Below are 23101 nucleotides of genomic sequence, written 5' to 3'. Positions count from 1 at the left end.
TTAGATCTTGTAAGCAAATCCTATGCTGAGTAGCTCATTGTACTGCAGAAGGTTTTTGAAGTTCTTTACATCACCGGCTGGTAGTATCACGCTATCATCAAAGCGCGTATTGAGGGTCATCCTTAGGCTAAAGAACTGATTGAATGAGTAGCTAAGGGTGTTGTCAAACTCCATTTCCACGTGCTTGTAGGAAGTGTTGTAGAATAGTCGTGACGTCCAATTAAGTGATGACGAAAAGTCCCAATTGAGGTCCAATCGTACCGAGGAGCCGTAGCGGAAACGATACTTTTGATCGGGCTGGAGACCGATACGTCCCTTATCAATATCATCGCTGTAGCTGTATACAAAGTCCATACCGACAGGAGCGATGTTGGCACTAAATCTAAACCTTGCAAAAGGGTTGCCTCTAAACTTCTTTAGGTCTAGGTCGTACTTCATACCGAGACCTCCATCAATACTGATTGGTGCAAATGGACGTGTGATCACATTTCCTTCTGCATCGGTGTTTTTAAGAGCTTGGCTACGAAGCTGAGCCGATACCGTGTAGTACCAGTGGTCAAATGCTTTAACACCGAGGTTGGTATAGGCTCGGAATATATCCTCCCCTATTTTGAGCTGAAGTTTCTCGTCAGTGCCAATATCATTGGTGAAGAGACCAATGCGGTATTCAAGCTCATTGACCCACTTCACAATATCCTTTTCGTACGTTGCTTTGTAGTACAGCCTAGCATTGACATTGAGGCTATTGTGTCCACCCTTATGCCAGTTTTTAGAGACTTGGTTTTGGGCAAATTGAGCACTTCCTTCAAAGTTATGCCACCAATACTTCCGTGCCACCTTTTCAGTGATGATATTATTATTTTCTACATTGATTTGAGGGGCTTCATTGTGGGCGAGCTGACCTTGGTAACCATCCGATTGGATCTCCGTTGCCTTTATCGCTTCAGGAAGGTCATTGATCGATAGCTGTATCAGCTTTGGGTTTCTAAGCATTGCTTGCTCCTTCAGCATCTGAGCCTGTTGCCAGTTTTGCGAGAGCTTGTAGAAGCGACTATTCTCTGCCTGCTGGCTGAAGATGTCTTTAAGGATATTATCCCAGATACCCCCCTTGCCCATAGATACGTCAAGTGGCTTTGGCCAATTGATCGATAGCGAGCTAAAGGAGTGTGCGTCCATCACTCGTGGGGCATTCAGAAAAGCCATCAGACGTTGCTGATCACGAGAAATTGTCTGCTTCTCAGGAGCAAATGGGCGACCAATAATCCTCTTTGCTTCAGAACTAAGTTGACCCCCCAGGGTATCATTGAGTAGAATATTGGTGAGAAAGTCGGGAGTGGTTGCAAAGTCCTGCGCCGAGAGCTGAGATGCACCCAATACTCCCACTCCTATAAATGTTGCGGCTCTAAAGAGCTTCCTTAGAATCTTCATATATAATATCTGCTTGTACTGATTGATAATGTAACTATCACAAAGATACCAAGCTCTACTCAGTTGGCAAAATTTTAGATTCGACCACCCAGTAGAAGAGATAGGGAACGAGGTGCCACCTTAGCCCATATCTTATATGCTACCACGAGGATCGCCACTGTAGCTAGAGGGAAAGTGATATAAGTCACTACATTAAGTAAGTCATCAAGGGGTGCAGGAAAGTGGGTGAGGATTCTTTCCTGAAATCCTCTCGCAAAGTTAATGATGTAAATTTGATGTGTAGAGTATATGAAAAATGAGTAGATGCCCATCTTTTTACACCAAGCAAAGGGTGGCTTTGTAGTGTCGGTTCCTTGTAAGCCAAATAGGAGTACCACTATAAGTGCTATTTCAAATAACTTTAATGAGGGGGTATGCCAAGCACTCGCGACAGGCTTTATTATGTAGACGCTAGCAGCCACCATAGTGACTAGTATTGAAATGAAACCTAATGGGCGACTAATAGTTAGCTCTTTATAACCTTTAATACCGAAAAAAGCACCTAAAGAATAATAAAAGAGTAGTCGGGTTGATAACCCTGTAAATAATTCTATAGGGCTGAAGTATAATAGTAGCGATGCTACGAGCCATACCCATGAGGTATGCTTTATGAGCCAATGCCACAATGGGGCAAGCAACGACAGCACGATCAAGTCGCGAATAAAGTAAAAAGGGAAGTATAGCGGTCCAGCCCAAAGAATATAGTAGAGGTTTTGCCAAGTTTCTGATAGAAGTTGCGTAAAGGTCGTGTCGTATTTTATCAGATTATAGATAATTCCAGCAATCCAAGTAATAGCAATCCATCCGAGGTAGGGGATAGCTAATGTGTAAACCCTTTTTCGGCTTTGCTTAATATACTGTGCACGACTAAAGTTATTCCCTATTTTAATGAAATAAAGATAGCCCGATATCGCTACAAAGATTGGTACAGCCACTGAGCCAACTAAAAAGCTAAATAGAGTATAGAGAGTAGTTGTAATGGGCCTGTCCACTGCTGTTAATGCCCATAAATCTACACGCTGGAAAGGAGCATAGTGTATGTAAACCACTAGCACAGCTAGTGGAAAGCGGAGGACTTTTATGGCGTCAGTTATTTTCATAAGCGTTACAGGATTTTGGCGGAGATGATGTAGATCTCCTTAAGTGGTCGATTATTTTCGCCTGTTTCTCTATTTTGGATCTTATCAATAGTCTTAAAGCCGTCCACCAGTTCGCCGAAGACCGTGTATTCATTGTCCAGATGCGGGGTGCCCCCTTCCGTCATATATCGTTGCTTCACCTCAGCAGGCATCTCACCACGCTCCTCTGTTTCGTAGGCTTTCAGCTCCTTCTCAAGGTAAAATTCCCCAATCACGATATAAAACTCTATCGGGTCGCTCGCCTTGTCGGGATTCTCCTCATCCCCGATTCGAGCGGCTGCAAGTGCTCCCCTCTTGTGGTATAGCTGAGGGTATCTTATCTCCGCCGGTATCATCTCCGAGTGCCTTGCCTTGAGTGCTTCATACCTCTTTTTGTAGGGCTCTCGAGCATCCCCACCTGCTTGCACCATAAAGTTTTTAATCACTCTATGGAAAAGGAGATTGTCGTAGGCCCCTTCCCTCACCAGAGCAAGGAAGTTGTCTCGATGGCGAGGCGTTTCATTGTAGAGTTTTACGGTGAACTTACCCACATTGGTCTTGAATTCCACTTGATACTCCTGCTCCTGTGCCATGGCACCGAGCGAAAATAGTAGCATGGTGAATAAAAGAAGTCGACGGAACATAGACTACTGTTTTATAAGATTGGAAAGTAAAATAGCTGCACTAATAGATACATTGAGCGAGTCACTCACAGCAGAGGAAGCGCTTGGTATAGTGAGACAAGTGGTGGCAATCTGTAGCAAATCCTCCGATAGTCCTCTCCCCTCATTGCCCAGAAGTAGCACCGCCCGATCACTCTTCCCCACTGAGGCTTTGCGATAATCCATCCCCTTCATATTCGTTGCCATAATCACATCAAAGTGATGGGGCAGATAGTGGAGCAAATCCACCTCCTCGTGAATAGTCACATTCCCCAGAGCCCCCATACTAGCCTGCACCGTCTTAGTATTAAATGGGTCGGCACACCCCTTGCTACAAAAGAGGTGCTGAATGCCTAGCCAGTCGCAAAGACGAATGATGGTGCCGAGGTTGCCTGGGTCCTGAACCTCCTCAAGTGCCACCGCCAATCCTCGAGCCTCCTTAGGTAGCGTAGGCACTGCCGGACGGTGAAATACTGCCATCAGCTCTTGCCTACTTTGGAGCGTCGATAGCTTCTTTAGCTCTTGTGGAGTGCAAAGCCTATAGCACTCTTCAGGGGCATCAAAAGGCACCTTCTCGCCACAAAATAGCAACCACTTCAGCTGAAATTGTGGCAGAAGTAGCTCCACACTCTTCACCCCCTCCGCTACGAAAAGCCTCTCCTCAGCTCTGTACTTAGCATACTTGAGAGAGGCGATCACCTTTCGCTCACGCTCCGAGATGCATTTTATAGATTGTCCCGACACCATACCAGTAGTGCTTTCATATCGCAGAAGACCCGATCAGCCCCTTGCTCCCTCATAATATACTCCCCAATCGGACCCGTCGTCACCGCCAATACATAGGCACCTGCATCGTGCCCGCTCTTCACCCCGAGAGGGGCATTTTCGATCACGATAGTATTCTCAGGCTTCGTTCCAAATAGCTCCATTCCCATTAAGTAAGGGTCGGGGTGGGGCTTCCCATTTCGCACACTCTCCGCCGTGATGATGTGGTCTTGCTGGATATACTCCGCATAGTTTTTCGCGATCCTAGGGTAGGCGTTCCCTTGGGTGCTCCCTGTCACCACCGCCATCTCTATTCCCTTCTTCTTAAAGAATTGCATCACCTCCCGTGTGTGCGGAATCAGCTTTAGCTCAAAGTCCTCTCCATTGAATAGAGCAGTCTTACGCTGATAGATCTCCTGGATTAGTTCGGGGCTGGCCGATTTTTGGAACGTCCTCCGGTAGATCTTATCGATCGTATCTACCCCACGCATCCCCTCATAGAGGTAAAATTCATCCTGCTCCGCCTCCATCCCATACTCGTCCGAAACCTGCTTCCAGCTTCGTACGTGATAGGGCATTGTATCGAACAACACCCCATCCATATCAAATAGCACCAGTTTTATCTCCCTACCTTCCATCTCTTAGCCTTGAAGTCCAAATAGTGAGATGCTTAGATGCTCTAGTAATCGCTGTATATAATAGCTTTTCTCGCTCCAAGATACTATTGTTGCGCATCATATCATCATAATCTAGAAAAACCTCCCTGTAAGTAGAGCCCTGCGCCTTGTGAACCGTGAGAGCATACCGATGCTTGAAGGCGACAAAGGCATTCCTTGTCGCATAGAGATCCCGCCAATAGAAGTCCTTATTTATCGCCTTCCTACGCAGTGTCTCTAGTAGGTCGACAAATAAAAACTGACTCTCCTCGTGTAGGATTGGAAAACTATCATTCACCATATAGTACTTTAGGCGAACCTTTTGTTTTCCCCCATTCTTATCCCACGGGATATCCATCTCCTCGTCACATACCTCTATATTCTCCACCAACACCTCCTGGTTGTTGGTATAGACATATTTATAGGGATCTCCAAAGTCGTCCGTCTCCACCACCTCATAAGGGCGGTCAAAGATGATCGTTTCGCCTATTTCTATCTTATTAGGCTGGTGAAATATCTCTCTCCTCACCTCTTCATTAAAGGCATTAACGCAGGCATTGGTATACCCTAGATAGCGTATCCCCAAGTCGTCACGATGCCTCGCAAAATGGCGGATAATCGCCGACCGATTCTTGGTATAAGAATAGCCCAGCCCTTCCGCATTCACATGATCCTGGAAGTTATTTAGCTGGTAGATATCGTTGGAGAGAGGAATAATTGGATTTTCTGCCGCCTGACGTATGATTTCCTTCAGCGAAAGCCGATAATATCCTTTGGTGAAAATAGGAGAAGTATCCTCATTGACAGGGGGTAGCTGCTTGATGTCCCCAATAAAGATTACCTTCAGGTGGCGCTCCTCTTCGATTCGCTCCTCTACATATTGGAGCAAGTCTGCCCCGATCATCGACGCCTCATCCACTACCAAGATGGTGGCACCACCAAGCTTGTTTTCTCTGTTGCTTTTATCAGGAGTAAAGATCTCCGCACCACTCTTTTCGTCAATAGAGTAACGGAGACGAAGTGCCGAGTGGAGTGTGCAGTAGTCCGTGTAGGTCGCTTGGTTAATAGCTCCCTTCTCCCTAAGTACCTCCACCGCTTTATTGGTCGGGGCGGTCATGATTGCTTTGTAGCTTTTCCCCGTTGCCTTTTTGAGCTTCGATTGGAGAGCTTCGACGATCCAAGCAATCAAGGTGGTCTTACCAGTCCCTGCCGATCCCTCGAGCAAAAGAGTGCTATGGTCTGAAGCCGATAGATAGCTCACCGCTTCGGTAAGTACTTCACTCTGCTCCCGTGTCGGCTTCCTTACGCTCTCCCTCATAGCTGGTCACAGCACCCTGCCTCCCCCTATATAGGTGCGTCTGTAGTATGGTTCGTTGAGACTGCTGATGATCACACCCTGCTTGGTCGTCGCGTGCACAAATAGATCATTCTTTAGGTAGACCCCCACATGGCTAGCTCTACCACCGCGACGATTGTTGATATTGAAAAAGACCAAGTCTCCCTCATTCAAGTGACGCTTATCCACCCTCCGACTGTTGGCCATCAGTGTGGCAGATGAGTGACGCCCAAGATCCATATTATAGACCGCCTTATAAAGTTGCCAGACAAAGCCACTGCAGTCGGTCCCTTTCCTAGAAGTGCCACCAAAGCGGTAGGGAGTCCCCTTCCACTCATCGGCAAAGCTGTAGAGCTCCAGGTTATCCTCCGGTAGCTCAATATTGATTCTTAGGTCTTTGGAAAGTTCCGAGGCTAGCTCCTGTGCCTCCATTGGGCAGATCTCCCTTGAGATAGGGTCAGAGGGAAGAAGCACTCTCCTCACTGGCTCCCTATAAGTACGGCAGGAGGTGCTTCCCATCGCCATGATGAGTAGCACCGCCAACCATATTCTTAGCCACTTATGGCCTATGTGGTGATTCAAGATCACCCTCGCACTCAGAGTTAAAGGGGGTTAAGCCTCAATAGAGACTTTAGACCTATCTCCCTTGTGAGTAGTAAAGACCACCTTGCCATCTACAAGGGCATAAAGTGTATGATCCTTACCCATTCCTACGTTAGTACCTGGGTGATGCTTTGTGCCACGCTGGCGAACGATGATATTACCAGCCTTTACAAACTCACCGCCAAACTTCTTCACGCCAAGTCGTTTGCTTTCCGACTCGCGTCCGTTCTTAGAGCTACCTACACCTTTTTTATGTGCCATTTCTCTTTCCTTTCTTCCTTTTTGATTATCCTACAATCTCCTTCACGCTAAGCTGGGTAAACTGCTGTCTGTGACCATTCAGCTTGCGATACCCTTTCCTACGCTTCTTGTGGAATACAAGTACCTTCTTACCCTTTACTAGTGGGCGAATCACTTCGCAAACCACCTTAGCACCCTCCACTGTTGGAGCACCTACACGCACCTCACCATCTTGGTCGAGGAGCAGTACCTTTTCAAATTCTAGAGAATCACCCTCGGCAACATCCTTAATGTGATGTACAAATAGCTTCTGATCCTTCTCTACCTTGAATTGCTGTCCTTGAATCTCTACGATCCCGTACATAATCTAAAATCCGATTTCTATATGATACCCAGTGGGTGTGTGCCACCTTTTCAGCACCCCTTACAAAACCCAACACGGAATAACTCCCGCAAAGATACCAAAAAATAATTCTCCACACAAATATTCCCCGCCCCACACACAGGGGTTACGCATTAGAAAGAGTCATACATCTCATACTCTGTACAACATTAACAACTTATAATTACCAAAGCTAGTGATAAACTAGAATGACCTCCCACGAGGGGAGGTCATTCATAGTAAGACCTTCTAATGCATAACCTATAGCACCATACATTATATATATGTATAACCCCCAAGCGATTCTCAATGGCAGAGATATGGTTGCCTTTATTGTGCAGAGTCCTCATTATGCGCATTGGTTATGATATTCTTTTGTGATGGGTTGAAGAAACCTTGTCCCTGTCAGAGGGCTGGGCTAAGGTGACAAGGGAGGATTTGTGATAATCTGGTGCTTCTTTCTCTTGTGTTTTATTTGAAACGCTGAGAATGTAATTGGATGCCTAAAATAGGTTATTATTTGTCGGGGGAGTGGGGGTGGTTGTATGGTGTTATAAACCAATGGGTTAGGAGGGTGGTGGTTGAGGTCGTATCAAAGCGATTGCTGAGCCCGTATCTAAGCGATCGGCGAGTTGCAACTAAGCAATCGGTTTGTTGCAACTAAGCGATAGCTTTGTTGCATCTCAATGGAGGATTTTGTAGGGTATTGAATTTCAGTGGGTTGTGAGGGGGTATTTACGCAGCCCTATTTCTGGTAGGTTTTTCACTTTATTTCACAGATTCTTTGTGGGTGCCTTATCGGACGGGTCGGACTGGTCAGACGAGTCGGACGGGTCGGACCACTTTTAAGCTCTTATGAGTATGGCACTTCGTGCAACATTCTCTTTATGTCTATCTAGTGTTTGTCGGGGGTTAGCGGAGGGATTGCAGGAGCTGTTGGTAGGGGGGGATGCCGGGTAGGGGGGTGGAGGGTTGTTTTTGGTACCCCACTTTGTAGAGGAGGGTTTGGCGCCCGTTGGAGAGGGCTATGTAGGGTACTTGTAGGGTGGTATTGTACTGGAAAGCTTGTTGGATCACTTTTTCGGAGAGTGGAATGTGTGGTGCCTTGTACTCTAGGATCATGAGGGGATGTAGCTGTGGGGTGAAGACGACGGTATCGCATCGGCGCGAGAGTTTGCCTACGGTGATGGTGTACTCATTGGCGATGAGAGTGGGAGGGTAGTCAAGTTGGTGTGTGAGTAGGTGTACGACGGCTTGGCGTACCCTCTCTTCGGGTGTGAGGGGGACTTCTTTCTTCCGAATGGGATCGTATATCATCGTTTGCTCAGTGGGTGCCATTTCCTTATTCTTTTTATTTCATTATATTTGTGATCTATTGGGGTGTACCAGTCCTTTTCGGGTGGTGCCTCTCTTATAAATAATGTAGTTGTATGCCCTATAGTGACCAACCACAGACGGTGTTGAGCCGTCTTTCTCCCGACCAAAAGCCTTCGCCTATCTACATTCTGATGGGTGAGGAGGAGTATTTTATCGACAAGATAGAGAAAAAAATTGTCTCTACCTACCTTCCGGAGGCGGAGGAGGGTGAGGATGAGTCGGGCTGGGGTGGATTTGACTACTCTCTTCTTTATGGCTCTAGCTGTGGAATGGACGAGCTTTTAGCTCACTGTCGGCGCTATCCTATGGGTAGTCAGTATCGGGTGGTGGTGCTGCGAGAGGCACAGGCACTGCTCACTGCAGGGAGCCAACCACCACTCTCTGCTTTGGTGAGCTTGGTGACGCACCCCAATCCTCATCTGATTTTGGTGGTATCGATCAAGGGGGGAAAGCGACTGAATCGTGGTCATGCCTGGGTGAAGCAATTGGAGAAGTCGGCTCTTTTGGTGGAAAGTCCACGGATCAAGGACTATCGTTTGGAGCCCTATATTGCTCCTATGGCTGAGACCCATGGACTACGGCTCAATCCTGCGGCTATTCAGATGGTGGCTAATCGGATGGGTGCCGACCTCCAGCGAATGGATAGCGAGTTGGAGAAGTTGGCTACTGCCTTACCTCTTGAGGCTAGGAGTGCGGTGACGGCGGAGATGGTGCAGGCTTATACTGGTTGGTCTAAGGAGTATACGGTCTTTGACCTTCGGAAGGCATTGGCCTACCGGCAGGTGGGCGAGTCGATGCGGATTGCCCAAGCCTTGGGAAATGATGAAAAGCGGGCTCCGATACAAATGATCTTGCCGCAGCTATTTAATTACTTTGCCAATCTGCTGATTGCTTTTTATGCTCCCAATCGGCAAGATGAAGGGAGTGTGATGCGAGCATTGGGACTATCGAGTAAGTTCTTTGTGAAGGAGTATATGGCGGGGTTGCGCAACTACTCTGCGGTGAAGGTGGTGGATATCATCAAGTATCTCAGACGGTGCGATGCCCGTAGCAAGGGAATGTATGGAGATGAGGGGAGTAGTGAAGAGATATTGCCAGACTTGGTGCTATTTATATTGAATTGAGGGGGAAGGTACGATGAGAACTATTTATGGAGAATCACTTTGAAATATTTATAAATTGGAATAAGCTATGAGTACACATGTGAGTAAAGCGATGAAGGAGCACAAGCACCCTTTGGCCGACTTTGGTTATTGTCCGAAGTGTGGCAGTGACCAATTTAAGGCGGAGAATGCCAAGGCGAAGAGGTGTGGAGGATGCGGATTTACCTATTATTTTAATCCCTCTGCTGCTTGCACCTGCTTCATAACCGACAAACTGAATCGGGTATTGGTGGCAGTGCGTGGTGCAGATCCTGCCAAGGGCACTTATGACTTGCCTGGAGGGTTTATTGACCCATATGAGACGGCAGAGGAGGGAATGGCACGTGAGATCAAGGAGGAGACACGAATCTCTGCCCTATCAGGGCTGAGGGGAGGTATTGTGGATCCATTGAGGTATCTTTTCTCACTTCCCAATATCTATCTTTATTCGGGTTTTGAGGTCCATACGGTGGATATGGTATTCCATATGGCGGTAGAGTCGTTGGATCCTTACATTGGTATAGGGGGCGATGATGTGGCCGAACTGAAGGCGATCCCATTTAGTGAGCTGGATCCTGAGACGTTTGGACTGGACTCTATCCGCAAGGCGGTGGAGATGGTGAAGAGTGCCCGCTACTTCTAAGTGAGCGAGCCTTATCGCAGTAGATTCGGTAAGGACCTCGGCAGAGGTTAGAGATAAATAGGCACAAGTCAAGGCATGCAGTGCCGATGGCCTGTGTGTAGATTTCGTGCAACATTCACTGTGCAGTATTTTCTTTAAAGAAAAAGACCTACACTAGTCTTGGTGGACTGAGTGTAGGTCTTTTTGATGATAGAATGTTGATTATCGGTTAGCTGGGAAATAGAAGCCGGCAGGATAAGCTACCTTATTTTCGTACTTCTTAACGAGCTTACCAGTGTCGCTAGAGAGGTCTAGCTCAAGGATGGCATTCACATCGTTTTCACTCCAATCTTTGATACGAGTGATGTAGACGTGACCTGTGCGTGGGTGTACTCCTAGGCTATTGTAGGTGATGGTTCCTTCTGGATAAAAGCCTTCGCTAGCGACATCGGCCATTGCCTTTGTTTCGTTTTTAGCAAAGTTGTGACGGTAGATAACTGAGCCACCACCAGCGTAGTAGATAATATCGTCTTTTGCAGCGATCACTGATGACCTACCCCAGTAGTTATTTCCCATAGCCTTACCTTCTGCACCTGTAATTTCATTTTGCTTGATGATAGAGAGGTCGTTGGAGTTGATTCTGTAAATGGTGCTCTTCTCACCTGCAGGAGTTGCTACAAACACATCTCTACGGCAAGCTTGTGCTATGCCCTTGATGCTAGCATCTAGTGTGAGCTCTTTAGACACTTTATCTTCATTTTTATTGATAGAGACTAGTTTCTTGCCTACTGCGGCTACCACTCTATTGTTTAGAGCTACCATTTGCATCTCGGAAGCGCCGTCAGTACCCTCTACCATGGTGAGTTTGCCATTCACGAGGTCTAAACGGTGGATCGCCTTTGCGTCACGAATAAAAATATTGTGTAGGTCGAGAATGGCGATGTGTGAAGGCTTTTCTAGATCTGAGATGAGTTCTGAGTAATCCTTATCTATGCTATAATCAGCAGTTTTTAGAGAAACCAATCGACCTTTGTGCGTTCCTTCTATTGGATCCTTGGCAATAACGTAGGTATAATCACCGAAGAAAGCTAGATCTTGTGCTGTGCCTCCGAGGGTTGATTTATCTACCTTAGAGTGGTAGTTTCCTTCATTGTCAATGACGTCAAGGAAACCAGTCTCTTTATTGTATACTCCTTCGTTGAGGACAAAGACACGGGCATCATTTTTGCTCTTTTGTGAATCTGGCGTCTTGTCAGAATCGGAGACGCAGCTAAATAGCGCTAAGCTACTTAGTAGCGTGAGTAGTAGTAAATTAAGTCTTTTCATCGTTCTACTGTTTTATGAATTAATGAATACTATTATTATTTATCTGGTCTGGTGGCAGATGTAAAGGTGGAACTGAGTCGTTCTCCTTCCTTTGAACCATTACTGAATAAGCACCAGGATAGTCCATGCCAGCTACCATCTATTAGTTGTGTATTCCAAATACCAGTGCTGGAAAAGCCAAATGGGTTGAGACGTCTTTCTTTGTGAAAGTAGGACCAATAACCTTTATCGTAAAAACCTGTCTGCCATCTGACGGTAGGGTCGCTAATGGTGAAATGGTCCACAGCATCGTCCTTCTTTGGATCAAAGTCCACGATATGTACCCCTTGGCTCTTGAGCGTGAGTGTCTTTTCTTGATATCTTATCTCATAGGGTGTAGTACCAATGACAGGGCGATAAGCGATGCTAAATAAACAAGTGCCACTTTTCATACCTTCACCGATAGCAATCAGTAGTCTAGGATCTTGATTAGCGATCTCCTCTAGCATTTCACCTGCACTCTTCTTGCCGTCAAAACGATAGCCCCAGACAAGTGCTTCGGGTTGGTTTCCATCGTGCCAGTCGATTATGAGTGCTGCCTTTTTGCTACCTGTGCCAATCCAATACTTGATGTCTCTGAATGCGAAGTAAGGATCTCCACCACCTAAGCTATTGGCTGGGTCGTAATTAAAAAGCTGTGTACTAAGTGAGATCTTATCCGTAGTCTCTAAGCTAATGGCCATTTCGTCGCTGAAAGGAACGGCGTTACTTTCAATGTCGTTGGCAGTGATATGAACCTTGGTCTCTTTGTTTGCCTCTGGAAGCCATAATAGGATCTTTTGACTTTCCTTTGGTTGCAGCTCTTGGACGTTGAAACTGAGTGGCAGGGAAGAGAGACTCTTTTCTCCTTTTAATTTGCCCTCTACATAATCATAAGTGGAACCTTCCCATAGCCAAGGTGTATCGGAAGTGAGTTGTAGCTCCTTTGGTGCCGTAAGTGGTTGATCAGACTGATTGGATAGCTCAATAATAGAGAAGTGCCCAAGCGTGGAGAGCTGTAAGGATTGTTTGCCTGATGACCTGTGTAGAGTCGTCTCTGGAAGATAGATTGGTGGGTTAATGCCCTTCTCGCGAAGATTGAAGGAGGGGTTCTTACCATCATCTTGAAGTATCGCTTGATAGGCTAGTAGAGTAGGAGTCGAATGGTCGCCCTTTCTTTTCACCTTCCCCCGAATGGTTAGTCCTGTGGTACGCATATCCTCAGGTAGGGTGATGGAAAGAGTCGCTTTCAGTCCATCGGAATGGCGGGTGGGGGTCAGTTCATGGAGGGGGATGCTTTTGCCACCGCTGAGAATTTCTAGCGTAACTAGATCATCTTCTTGCCAGAAGTAGCTTAAATTTTTGCTTATCTCTTGGCCGGAGAACATTGCTGGCATGGAGAGTTCTAATTGAAGTTCTCCAGCATCAGGGGTAGACTTTTCACCCTTACATGCTGTTAGGAGCAGCGATAGTAGGGCAAGTAGGGAAATAATAGTTTTCTTCATGATTAAAACCTTATTTGTAGTGAGCCAAGTACTGTGCGTCTAGGCATTGGGTAGTACTTGGTTGATTCGTAGTAAGTGTTGAATAGGTTGTCTATCCTTATTTGCGGGGTGATAGCGTACTTTCCGATGGTATAATGATATCCGAGGAGTAGGTGGGATACATTGTAGGGTCGGGTGAAGTAGCTTTGGTCGGTTGTGATGTATCGTACACCGACATAAGAGGTCTGTAGGTTAAGGAAGCAGCGTGCATAATCGAGTGTGAAGCGGAGGCTCCATTTCTGTCGAGGCACATAGGGAAGTTGATGGAGGAGTGCACCATCATCATTATGTTGCTTGGTGCGAGTAAAGGCACGGGTAAAAGCGTAACTCCATGAGAGAGAACTTCGAACCTTCTCGCCAGTGTAGGCTACTTTGAGGAGCAGGTCCGTGCCGTAGGAGCGCGAGTCTCTCTTATTTTGTGGTCGCCAAAGCCATTGATTGTGGCTCTGACCTGATCGCACCGTTTCGTCTACTGGTAGCCAGAGGATCCAATCGTCAATATCCATAAAGTAGCCAGTTGCCTCAGCTGAGAAGTCTATTGGGGCTTTGAAGGGGTGGATCTTGAATAGTAGAGTGGCATCATAAGTGTAGCCTTTTTCAGGACGAAGGTGGGGATTGCCACCTGGGTGCCAGTACAATTCATTGAGAGTGGGCTGTCGGTAGTTGTAGGAGAAGGAAGAGCGTAGGTGGAGCATCTCGGGAAGTATCGTAGCGGATGCCCCTAGGGAGTAGGTGAGGACAGGGCGTTGCCAGTCTATACTCTCAATCATCAATCGGCCATCGGTAATTAGCCACTCTATAGGCTTGTAACGGAGTGCGTGGTGCCATGCGAGCATATCTCTGGCGGCACCTGCGATGGGATCCTCTTCTCTGCTATCCTCTGCTTTGGCACGGTCGTGCCGGTAGGTGAGGGTGGTATTGTAAAGCCACTTTGGGCTAAAGGAATGGCTAAAGTCAATGCTGGAGTGTACAGTCCGTGAGCCATTGAGGTTATTAGTCGGTAGAAAGTAGTCGTTATCGAACCACCGATGATACTTCATACCATACTGGATGTAGGCTATCTTGCCCTCCAGTTTACTAGCTCCAAAGTAGCCATTGTACCCTATGTATGCTCTTAGGTTTTGCTCCACTTGACGCTCGTGAACTGTGGTTTCAATACCTAGCGGCTGTGGTAGCATTCGATTGCCACGTTGATACCAAAGTGCCGAGGAGAGAAAGGCTTGGTCGCCTAGGCGGAAGTGTAGTTCCTGCATAGCCGAGAGCATTGAGAAGCTTGCATCTTGTCGACGTTCCTTGAAGGCATCAAGGCCTGAGACTTTATTGATGTATTGATAGTCATTATCGGAGTGCTGGTAGTAGGCTCTGCTTTTACCAGAAAATCGACGGGTGCCGTACCGGGCATACCCTTTGGCAGTGTAGGTGTTGTATGAGCCATACTCGGCACCAAGGTCAAAGTGAGAAGCTCCGTCCCAATAGGGGAGGTTATTGATGTTGACGCTTCCACCAACTGCACCTGTGCCACTCTTGATATCGTTGGCACCGTGATAGAGGGCTACCTGGTCGGCAAAGAAGACTGGCATCTGGGAAAAGTCGAATATCCCTGCCATCACAGGGGTGATATTGATGCCATTCCAATTTACTCTTGTCTGAGCTGCACTGGCCCCACGAAAGGAGGCGGTAGCATTGGCACCAAGTCCTTGGCTCTTGACGCTGATAGAGGTGTTTTCGGCAAGTAACTCCGCCATATTTCTAGAGCTATTAATCTGTAGTAGCTCAATAGGTATTTGCTCTATTTTAGCTCCTGTATTAACTTCGGAGCGGGTGGTGATGGATTTGGAGACCACAAATAGCGTATCTAGTACGGTGGTCTGTTCTTGTGCATAAGAGGCTATGGTGCCAGCACAAAAGGTAAGTACGATGCTAAGAATTCGCTTCATTGCCAACCTCCTTTCGGTGGAAAGAATATGCGATTGGGGTATACACCAACCTTATAACTCCGTACTTCACCACCATCTTTGGGAAACTGACGAATATACCCACGCTGTGCTGAGTAATCGAGGCAGTCGCAGATAAAGACATCTCCATCGGGGGAGACATTCATACCATACATCATCTTCACTCCAGGAAGCTCAAGATATTTGGAGACTTTGTGACTGTCTACGTCAATGGTGAATAGGGTCTGTAGAGGTTGCTCCTCTTTTGACTGAGTGTATAGATTGATATAGATATATTGCCCAGTGGGGTCTATATCTACACGATTGTTTTTGGGCATACCGATGATATCGCCCTCCTGAGGCTCTGAGCGATCAAAGGATAGTGCCACTTCAGCTACGATCGTTTCACTCTGAGAGTCGATAGCCGATAGCTTTACTCCATTGGGCAGAAGGCTAGTGCACCACACTCTTTTGTGGTGGTCAACTAGCAACTGGCAACCACCAAGCTCCCATGGAATATCTAGCCCATCAATAAGTCGCATATTGGGTATCCATAGCTTTTCGGCATCTAAAATGGCAATTCCTCGATTGAGGTAGGCGCCAAATACCTTGTTTCTGACTGTAACCATCTGCTCTATGCCTGAACTTGCAGTGGGGAGTGAGATATACTCTAGTACCTCATAGGGTGGGGTGGTGCTGATCTTCACTAGCTGACCGTACAGGTCACTAACCAGTGCCGTATTATTGGTTAGGGGAGTGATGTAACGTGGTGAGCCACTTTGATTATACCGTAGGGAAGCAACGGACTTAAAGGTGGTGGGGTCTAGCACTTCTATACGTCGACTGTTATTAATGGCTACGAAAAGCTTGCCATTGATAAGGGTGATGCTTTGGGCAACATCGCCAAGTGGTCGCTGATTGATTGGCTCAAAGACATCCCAGTAAATGGTGCCATCCTTATAGACAGCGGAGAGTGTTGCCGTATTGGTGGTGAAAAGCCCTTCATTGACTACTAGAAACTGGAGTGGGTTATCCTTTGAGAGCTGAATAGAAGGTAGCTCTGGTACTCTATCGCATGCCAATGCAAGTAGCGAGATGAGCAATACTATTAATCGATAGCACTTAGACATAATTGTCTTTGAAATTTGCCGTGACAAGTGGGATAATAAGTGGAGTAAAAAAGTGGAGTTAATAAGGGATAACCAATCGCTGACCGGGTCGTATGTTATTACCACGAATGTTATTGGCTCGCCTTATCTTTTGTACAGTGGCTCCTTTATGCTTTTGAGCTATTCCGCTCAGAGTATCACCTTTCTTTACCGTATAATATCTGACCTTCGGGGAAGCACTACTTTGTTTGGAGCTTCTTTGGCTACTACCCTTGGAGCCGTTAATGGAAAGCTTTTGCCCAACCCTTAGGCTATTACTAGAGAGGTTATTCCACGCTTTGATATCGTTGATGGTGACCCCGTATTTAGAGGCTATCTTGGAGAGCGTCTCACCTCGCCTTACGGTATGGGTGATCGCTTGGGCGGCGGTGTCATTGTTAGTCTCCTTGAGCTCTTCGGTACTTTGCTCAGACTGTCGCTTGGCGAGTAGCTGATCCTTTTGTATACTAAAAGCAGTAGCTTCGGCAGTGGGTAATCGAAGTATCTGTGTCCCGTTATTGCCGGGGATAATCCTCTTTTTATACATTGGGTTGAGATCCTCAATCACCTTCATATCTACTCCACTGGCTTGCTGTATTTCATCGAAGCTGAGTCGGAAGTTAATATGTACGGTATCGGTGGCGAGAGGGACATTGACTATATTAGGTCGGATATCGTGCTCATCGTAGTGCTCCATCGCATAGAAAGCAGCAATGAAGAAGGGTACGTATGAGCGGGTCTCACGAGGTAGGTATTGATAAATCTGCCAGAAATCGGTCTTACCTCCTGAGCGGCGGATCGCTTTATTGACATTCCCCGGACCACAATTATAGGCGGCAATGGAAAGCATCCAATCGCCATATAGAGCGTACATATCCTGAAAGTATCGTGCCATGGCTTCGGAGCTCTTGTAGGGGTCGCACCGTTCGTCGACCATACTATCGATATGAAGTCCGTAAGCCTTGCCTGTGGGGAGCATAAACTGCCAAAGCCCCGTGGCTCCAGCCCGACTAACAGCAGTGGGGTTGAGGGCACTCTCTACGATGGCGAGGTATTTTAGCTCCAAAGGCATTCCATACTTATCCAAGGCCGACTCTATGATGGGGAAGTAGTAGGTGGCCTTAGCAAGCATTAGGCTGAGCAGGCGACTTCGCTTATTGACATATAGCTCAATGGCTTCGCGAACTATGGGATTGTAGGTGAGGGGAATGGCACTCTCCATAGCGTGTAGACGACTGCGATAGAGTTGATCTAGTGTCCGAGTGCTTTCGGTATTGGGCTTATCTCTCTTGGCGAGATTGTAATATTCTTTATATCTGCGATTGAATAGTGAATCAAGGCTCATCTCAAAGCTTTCGGGAAGTCGGCCAAGATCCTCTATGTTTACCTCCTCCCCATTATTGGGCTCTTGACTGAAAAGTGCAGTGCAAAAGCCAAGTAATAGGGTAGCTGTAAGAAGGAGTCTATTCATCGTCATAAGTCTAAAATGCTTAGAATGTAAGTGCTAATTGCACGCCTATCCCGCTGTCGGGCGTTTGTGGGGTTGAGGGAATATAGGCAGGGGCATAGGAAAGGGTGAGATTAGGCGAAATATCGAAGCTATATAACTCAGCATCGACATAGGCATCAATCATAAATAGGGCATAGATACCTACAGTAATGATGATGCTGAGATCGCGATTGCGTCGATAGAAGTCACGACCTCTCCTAAGTTGTTCGTGAAAGCCTGTATTATTGACATAGCTCTTGGGGTCTGCACCGTAGGGAATAAAGTCTTTCCAACTTTGATGCTCCATAGGTGTGGAGCTCTTGATGTCCCTAAATGCAGTGGCGTAATCGAGGAGGTTATTATTATTCCAAGAGATAGCATAATAGCAAGCCGTATAGGCACCAATTACTATAGGGAGTTTCCAATATACTCGGTTGTACACTTGTCCACCACCAGGGATGATGCTAAATAGTACGGCTTTTGTGGAATTGGGTTGAAAGCTCTTGACCTCTTTACTCTTTTTATTTGGCACTACCTCTTCTACCACCTTGTCTCTAGTGGCACTTTGAACGACGGAGTCGGGAGGTATGCTATCAGTTGGTACAAGGTCTGCTTTGGCCGATAGCGATAGTGCCAGCCAAAAGAGTGCTAGCAATGAGATTTGCTGAACTCTCCTCATAGTCGGTCTAGCAGTGCAAGAATATGCTCAAGCTGGTCATTGGAGTCAAATGGGATATTTATTTTCCCCTTGCCCTGCTCACTGAGCGTCATGGTCACCTTGGTCCCAAAGAGACTTCTAAAGCGGTTGGTGAGTAGCTCTACCTCTTCGCTATTGGTGGGTTTCCTTTTGCTGTTGTTGGAGGAGCGTGGTTTATCGGGTATCTCTTCCTCTGGCTCATTGTATAGCTTGACCATCTGCTCTAGGCTACGTACTGAGATGTGGTCTGCGATTACTTGCTCGTAGAAAGCTAGTTGCACCTCAGGATCGTCGATGCCTAGAAGAGAACGGGCATGCCCCATAGAGACTTTGTTATCCTTTAAGCCCATTTGTATCTCTGCAGGGAGCTTTAAGAGCCGGATGTAGTTGGAAATAGTGGCTCTCTTCTTGCCCACTCTATTGCTCAGCTCTTCCTGTGTAAGGTCGTAGCCTTCGATCAGCTTCTTAAAGGCGAGTGCTACTTCGATGGCGTTGAGGTCTTGGCGCTGAATATTTTCAATCAGAGCCATTTCCATAATCTGCTCATCTTCAGCGGTGCGTATATAGGCAGGGATGCGGTCGAGCCCAGCTATCTTAGCTGCTCTATACCGGCGCTCTCCACTGATGATACGGTACTTCCCTATATTGTCAGAGAGTGCATGCACGGTGATTGGCTGAATAATACCTAGGTGCCTAATAGACTGTGCTAGCTCCTCGAGGGCTTCAGGGTCAAACTCCTCTCTCGGCTGCTCGGGATTAGGTATGATATCTTCAAGATTTATTTCATTAAAGGAGGAAGAGCCCTGCACATCCACATCACTGAGTGTTGGTGTGATCAGAGCATCTAGTCCCCTGCCAAGGCTATTTTTCTTATTGATGTTTTTGCTCATAATTGTTTGTTCTTCTCCAGAAGCTCGCGAGCTAGTTGAAGGTAATTTTGACTGCCACGAGAGTCTATATCAAAGTCTAGCACCGACTGCCCGAAGCTAGGGGCTTCGCTAAGTCTCACGTTACGATGTATGACACTGGAGAATACTAAGCTCTTAAAGTGTTTCTTAACCTCCTCGTACACTTGATTGGAGTGACGAGTACGGGCATCATACATGGTCATAAGGAAGCCCTCAATATCTATCTTTGGATTGATTCTTCGCTTAACTACCTGCAAGGTGCTCAATAGCTTGCTGATCCCCTCCAGTGCGAAGTATTCACACTGTACAGGTATGATTACAGAGTCTGCTGCAGCCAAGACCGATACCGTGATGAGTCCTAAGCTTGGAGAACAATCGATAAAAATAAAGTCATAATCGTTTCGAAGCTGATCCGTAATCTTACGCATCACGAACTCACGGTCAGGGACAGAGACTAGCTCTACTTCTGCCCCAGAGAGATCGCTATGAGAGGGAAGTATCATGAGCCCTTCCACAGAGGTCTCCACAAGACACTCACGAGGATTGGCTTCGCCTAGCATACAATTATAGACAGTCTTATCGGGTGATAGGGGCGTTGCTCCCAAGCCACTTGTTGCATTGGCTTGAGGGTCGGCATCAATGATAAGCACCTTCTTCTCCAAGGCCACAAGTGATGCTGCGAGATTAATCGTCGTTGTTGTTTTCCCTACACCACCTTTTTGATTAGATATTGCTATTACCTTTCCCATCTATTGCTCTATGAAGTCAACTTTTTCACACTAGCAAAGGTAATCAATTATCTATTATTCCCCAAAAAGCTAATAAAAGAGCTGGGGAAGGAGGTTTTAGAGGGCAGCGGATCGGTAGCTACACTGCTCAGCGCTTACAATGTGGGCAAATGCCTTTGAGTATGAGGGTGTATCCATCTACTTGGAAATCCTCTGGAATAGCTAGCTGTGTAAGATCCAAGGTGATGCCCTCTAGGCAAATCGTCTCGGCACACTTGCGGCAGGTGAAGTGGGCGTGGGTCAAGGGGTGGTCGGCACTCTCTACCTGACTAACAGCATATTTTGCGATGCCACTACCATCCTGTATTTGGTGGATAAGACCTGCTTCGAGAAATAACTGTAGATTGCGAAAGATACTACTTTTATCTACCGTGCGTAGCTCTATCTCTAGGTCGCTAAGGCTCATTGCTACAGTAGCCTCTTCAAGGGCTTGGTAGAGGAGGTACCTTACAGGGGTTACTCTTACCCCAAAGTGACTGAGTAGCTTGGATAGTCTTTCTCGTTCCATAGTCTTTTCTTAATTAAATGGTTTGGCTCTAAAGTAGAGTGCGCGGAGTGAATTGAGTACTGCAAGGAGCGTCACCCCCACATCGGCGAGCACTGCAAGCGTCAGCGACGCAAATCCCATAAGTGCCAAAATCATCACCGCTAGCTTGAAGCCTAGTGCAAAGATAATATTTTGAATCACAATCTTATGGGTATTCCGCGATATTTCTATCCCTTGGACCACTTTGTATGGATCGTTGCCTTGAATCACCACATCTGCAGCCTCTATGGTTGCATCACTGGCAATACCTCCCATTGCTATACCTATGTGGCTCATAGTCATCACTGGTGCATCATTCAGCCCATCACCCACAAAGGCTACTCGGTCTTTTTCCATCAATTCCTCAACCGCTCTCATCTTGTCATCAGGGAGTAGGGCACCTCTTGCGTCACTAATACCTATTTCTTTGGCTGTTGCTTGGACCACTTCTGGTTTGTCGCCCGACAGCATCACCAGTTTCTTTATCCCAAACTTTTGTAGTTCGTTGATGGTCGCTTTGCTCTGCTTTTTGATTTGGTCGGAGAGAATTACCGTGGCTTTCACTACACCACCGATAGCAAGTAACACAGCACTTTTCCCCCTTGGCGATAGAGATTCAGGTACCTCAAGTCCCTCCTTGTGCATCATCCGTTCACTTCCCACAAGTAGCTTTTCGCCATCTTGGCTTATTGCTGTCAGCCCCATTCCCGTTACCTCCTCGATATCCTTTACTTGCTTGTGGCTGCTTTCTGTAGTATGCCTAAGAATAGCTTGTGCCATAGGGTGGCTGCTGTGTGCCTCTACTGCTGCTATGTAACCCAATGCTTCCTCACTGCTGATCCCTGAGGTGAGCACTTTCTTTACCTCAAACTCTCCTACTGTGAGGGTGCCGGTCTTATCAAAAACTACTGCTGTAATCCTTCTTAGCTCCTCTAGGTAGAGAGCACCTTTGAATAGTAGTCCATGACGACTGGTAGCACCCATGCCGCTAAAATAGGTCAGAGGGACACTGATGACCAATGCACAAGGACAAGAGATTACCAAGAAGACTAGTGCCTTATAGAGCCAATCAGAGAACTCGTATTGGAAGCTAGAAGATGCCAAGCTCCATATCCATGGTGCTAATACTACAAGGAGAGCAAGACCGAAAACAATTGGTGTATAGACTCTTGCAAATCTGCGAATAAGTCGCTCTGTTTCAGGCTTTCGTTCGCTCGCCTCTTCGGTCATCTGAAGGATACGTGCCAATGTGCTATCCTCGTATGGTTTGGTCACTACAATATCTATAGGGCGTGCACTTACGACACTCCCCGCAAGGATTTCTGAGCCTTTTTCTCTCTCCTCAAGCATACTCTCGCCTGTGAGAGCGGAGAGATCCAAGAGGGCTTCTTCTGAGAGAAGTTTCCCATCTAGCGATACCCGCATGCCAGGTATTACCCTCAGGTGGTCGCCTACTTTAGCTTCATTGGCTGGGATCTCTAGGGTCCCTTGATCTAAAATCTTTAAGACGGTTTGACTGCGTACATCGGCAATCTTGGAGATATCGTGGCGTACCTTATGGACAGCTTTGTCTTGTAGGTACTCTCCTAATTGATATAGTAGCATTAGGAGTACCGCCTCTGTCTGTTGGTTAATAAAGAATGCGCCAATGGCTGCAATTGACATCAAGGCACACTCGTTGAAAAAGGAGTGCTCTCTCCTCAATAACTCCCATGCCTCAACCAGCACTGGAATGCCGACCGGACAAAATGCAAGGATATATAGCACATTTTGTAGCCAGCCCTGTGGCCACCAACTCCAGAAGTGCTGACCCGCAATAATGAGCACTAGGATGACTGCCGATATACAAATTGGCTTCAGACTAACCTCCTCCTCCTCATGTCCGTGATCGTGACTATGACTATCTCCCATAATTCTTGTACCTGTTTGATTGTTATTACTTCCACAAAGATAGACCCTTTTCTCTGCAACCTAGTTGCAGAGTTGATCCTACTATAGCTCTACTGGTAAGGTGGCAATAATTCAATTTTACCTGCGAACTTCTTGAGGAAAATAGGGTATTAAAAGATGTTTTTTTGTAATAGGTTGATACTCAGTGTCGTATAAAGGCGCTAGTTTAGTTGCAACTAAGCAATCGGTTCGTTGCAACTAAGCAAATGATTAGATGCATCTAAGCAAATGCTTAGTTGCATCTAATTTTTTGCCTTGATATACCATCGGGTTATGAAGCTCTATAGCTAGGCTCAAAAGAGGCTAATTGGAGAATGGCACTTCGTGCAACATTATCGTGCACTTATTGAGCATTACCATGATACAGAAAAAAATGGTTCATCCGACATTTCGTGTGATACGG

The 23101-nt window shown here is 46.7% G+C and carries 22 protein-coding genes; 2 read left to right on the top strand and 20 right to left on the bottom strand.

What is annotated here, in order from left to right:
• The 10 genes from HMPREF3027_RS01810 to HMPREF3027_RS01765 all read right to left on the bottom strand — a co-directional run bounded on the left by HMPREF3027_RS01810 (position 1) and on the right by HMPREF3027_RS01765 (position 8567).
• Complete coding sequence (locus tag HMPREF3027_RS01810) at positions 1–1428, bottom strand: DUF3078 domain-containing protein (RefSeq protein ID WP_070706554.1); 1428 nt, start codon at positions 1426–1428, stop codon at positions 1–3.
• Between the two features lie 74 nt (positions 1429–1502).
• A complete protein-coding gene (locus HMPREF3027_RS01805) occupies positions 1503–2567 on the bottom strand; it encodes an acyltransferase family protein (protein ID WP_070706552.1) in 1065 nt (354 codons plus the stop codon).
• Between the two features lie 5 nt (positions 2568–2572).
• Entirely contained in the window at positions 2573–3229 is a 657-nt protein-coding gene (locus HMPREF3027_RS01800; protein WP_070706550.1) for a peptidylprolyl isomerase, read from the bottom strand.
• 3 nt (positions 3230–3232) lie between these two features.
• The gene (locus HMPREF3027_RS01795) at positions 3233–3994 is read right to left on the bottom strand and encodes an RNA methyltransferase (RefSeq protein ID WP_070706548.1); all 762 of its coding nucleotides are present in this window, start codon (positions 3992–3994) and stop codon (positions 3233–3235) included.
• Positions 3973–4650 carry an inorganic diphosphatase gene (locus HMPREF3027_RS01790; protein WP_070706546.1) on the bottom strand — a complete coding sequence of 226 codons (678 nt, stop codon included), beginning with the start codon at positions 4648–4650 and terminating at the stop codon, positions 3973–3975. Before HMPREF3027_RS01790 ends, HMPREF3027_RS01795 begins: the two co-directional genes overlap by 22 nt.
• Positions 4640–5986 carry an ATP-dependent DNA helicase gene (locus HMPREF3027_RS01785; RefSeq protein ID WP_070706544.1) on the bottom strand — a complete coding sequence of 449 codons (1347 nt, stop codon included), beginning with the start codon at positions 5984–5986 and terminating at the stop codon, positions 4640–4642. The genes HMPREF3027_RS01790 and HMPREF3027_RS01785 overlap by 11 nt, the downstream gene beginning before the upstream one ends.
• A gap of 6 nt (positions 5987–5992) precedes the next feature.
• Positions 5993–6586: a C40 family peptidase gene (locus HMPREF3027_RS01780; RefSeq protein ID WP_246830505.1), complete on the bottom strand. Its 594-nt coding sequence runs from the start codon at positions 6584–6586 to the stop codon at positions 5993–5995.
• Positions 6587–6616: 30 nt separating this feature from the next.
• Positions 6617–6868 carry a 50S ribosomal protein L27 gene (gene rpmA, locus HMPREF3027_RS01775; protein ID WP_018027722.1) on the bottom strand — a complete coding sequence of 84 codons (252 nt, stop codon included), beginning with the start codon at positions 6866–6868 and terminating at the stop codon, positions 6617–6619.
• 25 nt (positions 6869–6893) lie between these two features.
• A complete protein-coding gene (gene rplU / locus HMPREF3027_RS01770) occupies positions 6894–7211 on the bottom strand; it encodes a 50S ribosomal protein L21 (RefSeq protein WP_070706540.1) in 318 nt (105 codons plus the stop codon).
• Positions 7212–8141: 930 nt separating this feature from the next.
• Complete coding sequence (locus HMPREF3027_RS01765) at positions 8142–8567, bottom strand: type I restriction enzyme HsdR N-terminal domain-containing protein (RefSeq protein ID WP_070706539.1); 426 nt, start codon at positions 8565–8567, stop codon at positions 8142–8144.
• Between the two features lie 92 nt (positions 8568–8659).
• Here HMPREF3027_RS01765 and holA point away from each other — a divergent pair, with 92 nt between their 5' ends.
• Entirely contained in the window at positions 8660–9730 is a 1071-nt protein-coding gene (gene holA, locus HMPREF3027_RS01760; protein ID WP_070706536.1) for a DNA polymerase III subunit delta, read from the top strand.
• 67 nt (positions 9731–9797) lie between these two features.
• Positions 9798–10391, top strand: a complete 594-nt coding sequence (locus HMPREF3027_RS01755) for an NUDIX domain-containing protein (protein ID WP_083317463.1) — start codon at positions 9798–9800, stop codon at positions 10389–10391.
• Between the two features lie 201 nt (positions 10392–10592).
• Here the strand turns inward: HMPREF3027_RS01755 and HMPREF3027_RS01750 are convergent, their stop codons facing one another.
• From HMPREF3027_RS01750 to HMPREF3027_RS01705, 10 genes are all read right to left on the bottom strand, one after another.
• Entirely contained in the window at positions 10593–11696 is a 1104-nt protein-coding gene (locus tag HMPREF3027_RS01750; RefSeq protein ID WP_070706533.1) for a DUF5074 domain-containing protein, read from the bottom strand.
• Between the two features lie 35 nt (positions 11697–11731).
• On the bottom strand, positions 11732–13219 hold the full coding sequence (locus HMPREF3027_RS01745; RefSeq protein WP_070706531.1) for a hypothetical protein: 1488 nt from the start codon (positions 13217–13219) through the stop codon (positions 11732–11734).
• Between the two features lie 2 nt (positions 13220–13221).
• The gene (locus tag HMPREF3027_RS01740; protein ID WP_070706529.1) at positions 13222–15195 is read right to left on the bottom strand and encodes a TonB-dependent receptor plug domain-containing protein; all 1974 of its coding nucleotides are present in this window, start codon (positions 15193–15195) and stop codon (positions 13222–13224) included.
• A complete protein-coding gene (locus HMPREF3027_RS01735) occupies positions 15192–16322 on the bottom strand; it encodes a DUF5074 domain-containing protein (protein ID WP_070706526.1) in 1131 nt (376 codons plus the stop codon). The genes HMPREF3027_RS01740 and HMPREF3027_RS01735 overlap by 4 nt, the downstream gene beginning before the upstream one ends.
• 58 nt (positions 16323–16380) lie before the next feature.
• Complete coding sequence (locus HMPREF3027_RS01730) at positions 16381–17817, bottom strand: lytic transglycosylase domain-containing protein (protein WP_246830504.1); 1437 nt, start codon at positions 17815–17817, stop codon at positions 16381–16383.
• A 13-nt stretch (positions 17818–17830) separates the two neighbouring features.
• Positions 17831–18508, bottom strand: coding sequence for a DUF5683 domain-containing protein (locus HMPREF3027_RS01725; protein ID WP_070706522.1), 678 nt, complete (start codon positions 18506–18508; stop codon positions 17831–17833).
• Positions 18505–19416, bottom strand: coding sequence for a ParB/RepB/Spo0J family partition protein (locus HMPREF3027_RS01720; RefSeq protein ID WP_070706520.1), 912 nt, complete (start codon positions 19414–19416; stop codon positions 18505–18507). The genes HMPREF3027_RS01725 and HMPREF3027_RS01720 overlap by 4 nt, the downstream gene beginning before the upstream one ends.
• Complete coding sequence (locus HMPREF3027_RS01715) at positions 19413–20183, bottom strand: ParA family protein (protein WP_070706518.1); 771 nt, start codon at positions 20181–20183, stop codon at positions 19413–19415. The genes HMPREF3027_RS01720 and HMPREF3027_RS01715 overlap by 4 nt, the downstream gene beginning before the upstream one ends.
• A 127-nt stretch (positions 20184–20310) precedes the next feature.
• Complete coding sequence (locus HMPREF3027_RS01710; RefSeq protein WP_070706516.1) at positions 20311–20730, bottom strand: Fur family transcriptional regulator; 420 nt, start codon at positions 20728–20730, stop codon at positions 20311–20313.
• 9 nt (positions 20731–20739) lie between these two features.
• Entirely contained in the window at positions 20740–22659 is a 1920-nt protein-coding gene (locus tag HMPREF3027_RS01705) for a heavy metal translocating P-type ATPase (protein WP_070706513.1), read from the bottom strand.
• Between the last annotated feature and the right edge of the window lie 442 nt (positions 22660–23101).

The sequence above is a fragment of the Porphyromonas sp. HMSC077F02 genome (assembly GCF_001815465.1).
Classification (GTDB): domain Bacteria; phylum Bacteroidota; class Bacteroidia; order Bacteroidales; family Porphyromonadaceae; genus Porphyromonas_A; species Porphyromonas_A somerae.
Note: the sequence above shows the minus strand (reverse complement) of the source record. Positions and strands in the feature narration are given on the sequence as shown.

Bases quoted from the DNA above. Each gene is read 5' to 3' on its own strand.
- HMPREF3027_RS01710 (WP_070706516.1), bottom strand. From the start codon at position 20,730: ATGGAACGAGAAAGACTATCCAAGCTACTCAGTCACTTTGGGGTAAGA.
- HMPREF3027_RS01705 (WP_070706513.1), bottom strand. From the start codon at position 22,659: ATGGGAGATAGTCATAGTCACGATCACGGACATGAGGAGGAGGAGGTT.
- holA (WP_070706536.1), top strand. From the start codon at position 8,660: ATGCCCTATAGTGACCAACCACAGACGGTGTTGAGCCGTCTTTCTCCC.
- HMPREF3027_RS01805 (WP_070706552.1), bottom strand. From the start codon at position 2,567: ATGAAAATAACTGACGCCATAAAAGTCCTCCGCTTTCCACTAGCTGTG.
- HMPREF3027_RS01735 (WP_070706526.1), bottom strand. From the start codon at position 16,322: ATGTCTAAGTGCTATCGATTAATAGTATTGCTCATCTCGCTACTTGCA.
- rpmA (WP_018027722.1), bottom strand. From the start codon at position 6,868: ATGGCACATAAAAAAGGTGTAGGTAGCTCTAAGAACGGACGCGAGTCG.
- HMPREF3027_RS01725 (WP_070706522.1), bottom strand. From the start codon at position 18,508: ATGAGGAGAGTTCAGCAAATCTCATTGCTAGCACTCTTTTGGCTGGCA.
- HMPREF3027_RS01765 (WP_070706539.1), bottom strand. From the start codon at position 8,567: ATGGCACCCACTGAGCAAACGATGATATACGATCCCATTCGGAAGAAA.
- HMPREF3027_RS01715 (WP_070706518.1), bottom strand. From the start codon at position 20,183: ATGGGAAAGGTAATAGCAATATCTAATCAAAAAGGTGGTGTAGGGAAA.
- HMPREF3027_RS01785 (WP_070706544.1), bottom strand. From the start codon at position 5,986: ATGAGGGAGAGCGTAAGGAAGCCGACACGGGAGCAGAGTGAAGTACTT.
- HMPREF3027_RS01755 (WP_083317463.1), top strand. From the start codon at position 9,798: ATGAGTACACATGTGAGTAAAGCGATGAAGGAGCACAAGCACCCTTTG.
- HMPREF3027_RS01750 (WP_070706533.1), bottom strand. From the start codon at position 11,696: ATGAAAAGACTTAATTTACTACTACTCACGCTACTAAGTAGCTTAGCG.
- HMPREF3027_RS01810 (WP_070706554.1), bottom strand. From the start codon at position 1,428: ATGAAGATTCTAAGGAAGCTCTTTAGAGCCGCAACATTTATAGGAGTG.
- HMPREF3027_RS01800 (WP_070706550.1), bottom strand. From the start codon at position 3,229: ATGTTCCGTCGACTTCTTTTATTCACCATGCTACTATTTTCGCTCGGT.
- rplU (WP_070706540.1), bottom strand. From the start codon at position 7,211: ATGTACGGGATCGTAGAGATTCAAGGACAGCAATTCAAGGTAGAGAAG.
- HMPREF3027_RS01790 (WP_070706546.1), bottom strand. From the start codon at position 4,650: ATGGAAGGTAGGGAGATAAAACTGGTGCTATTTGATATGGATGGGGTG.
- HMPREF3027_RS01745 (WP_070706531.1), bottom strand. From the start codon at position 13,219: ATGAAGAAAACTATTATTTCCCTACTTGCCCTACTATCGCTGCTCCTA.
- HMPREF3027_RS01720 (WP_070706520.1), bottom strand. From the start codon at position 19,416: ATGAGCAAAAACATCAATAAGAAAAATAGCCTTGGCAGGGGACTAGAT.
- HMPREF3027_RS01795 (WP_070706548.1), bottom strand. From the start codon at position 3,994: ATGGTGTCGGGACAATCTATAAAATGCATCTCGGAGCGTGAGCGAAAG.
- HMPREF3027_RS01740 (WP_070706529.1), bottom strand. From the start codon at position 15,195: ATGAAGCGAATTCTTAGCATCGTACTTACCTTTTGTGCTGGCACCATA.
- HMPREF3027_RS01730 (WP_246830504.1), bottom strand. From the start codon at position 17,817: ATGACGATGAATAGACTCCTTCTTACAGCTACCCTATTACTTGGCTTT.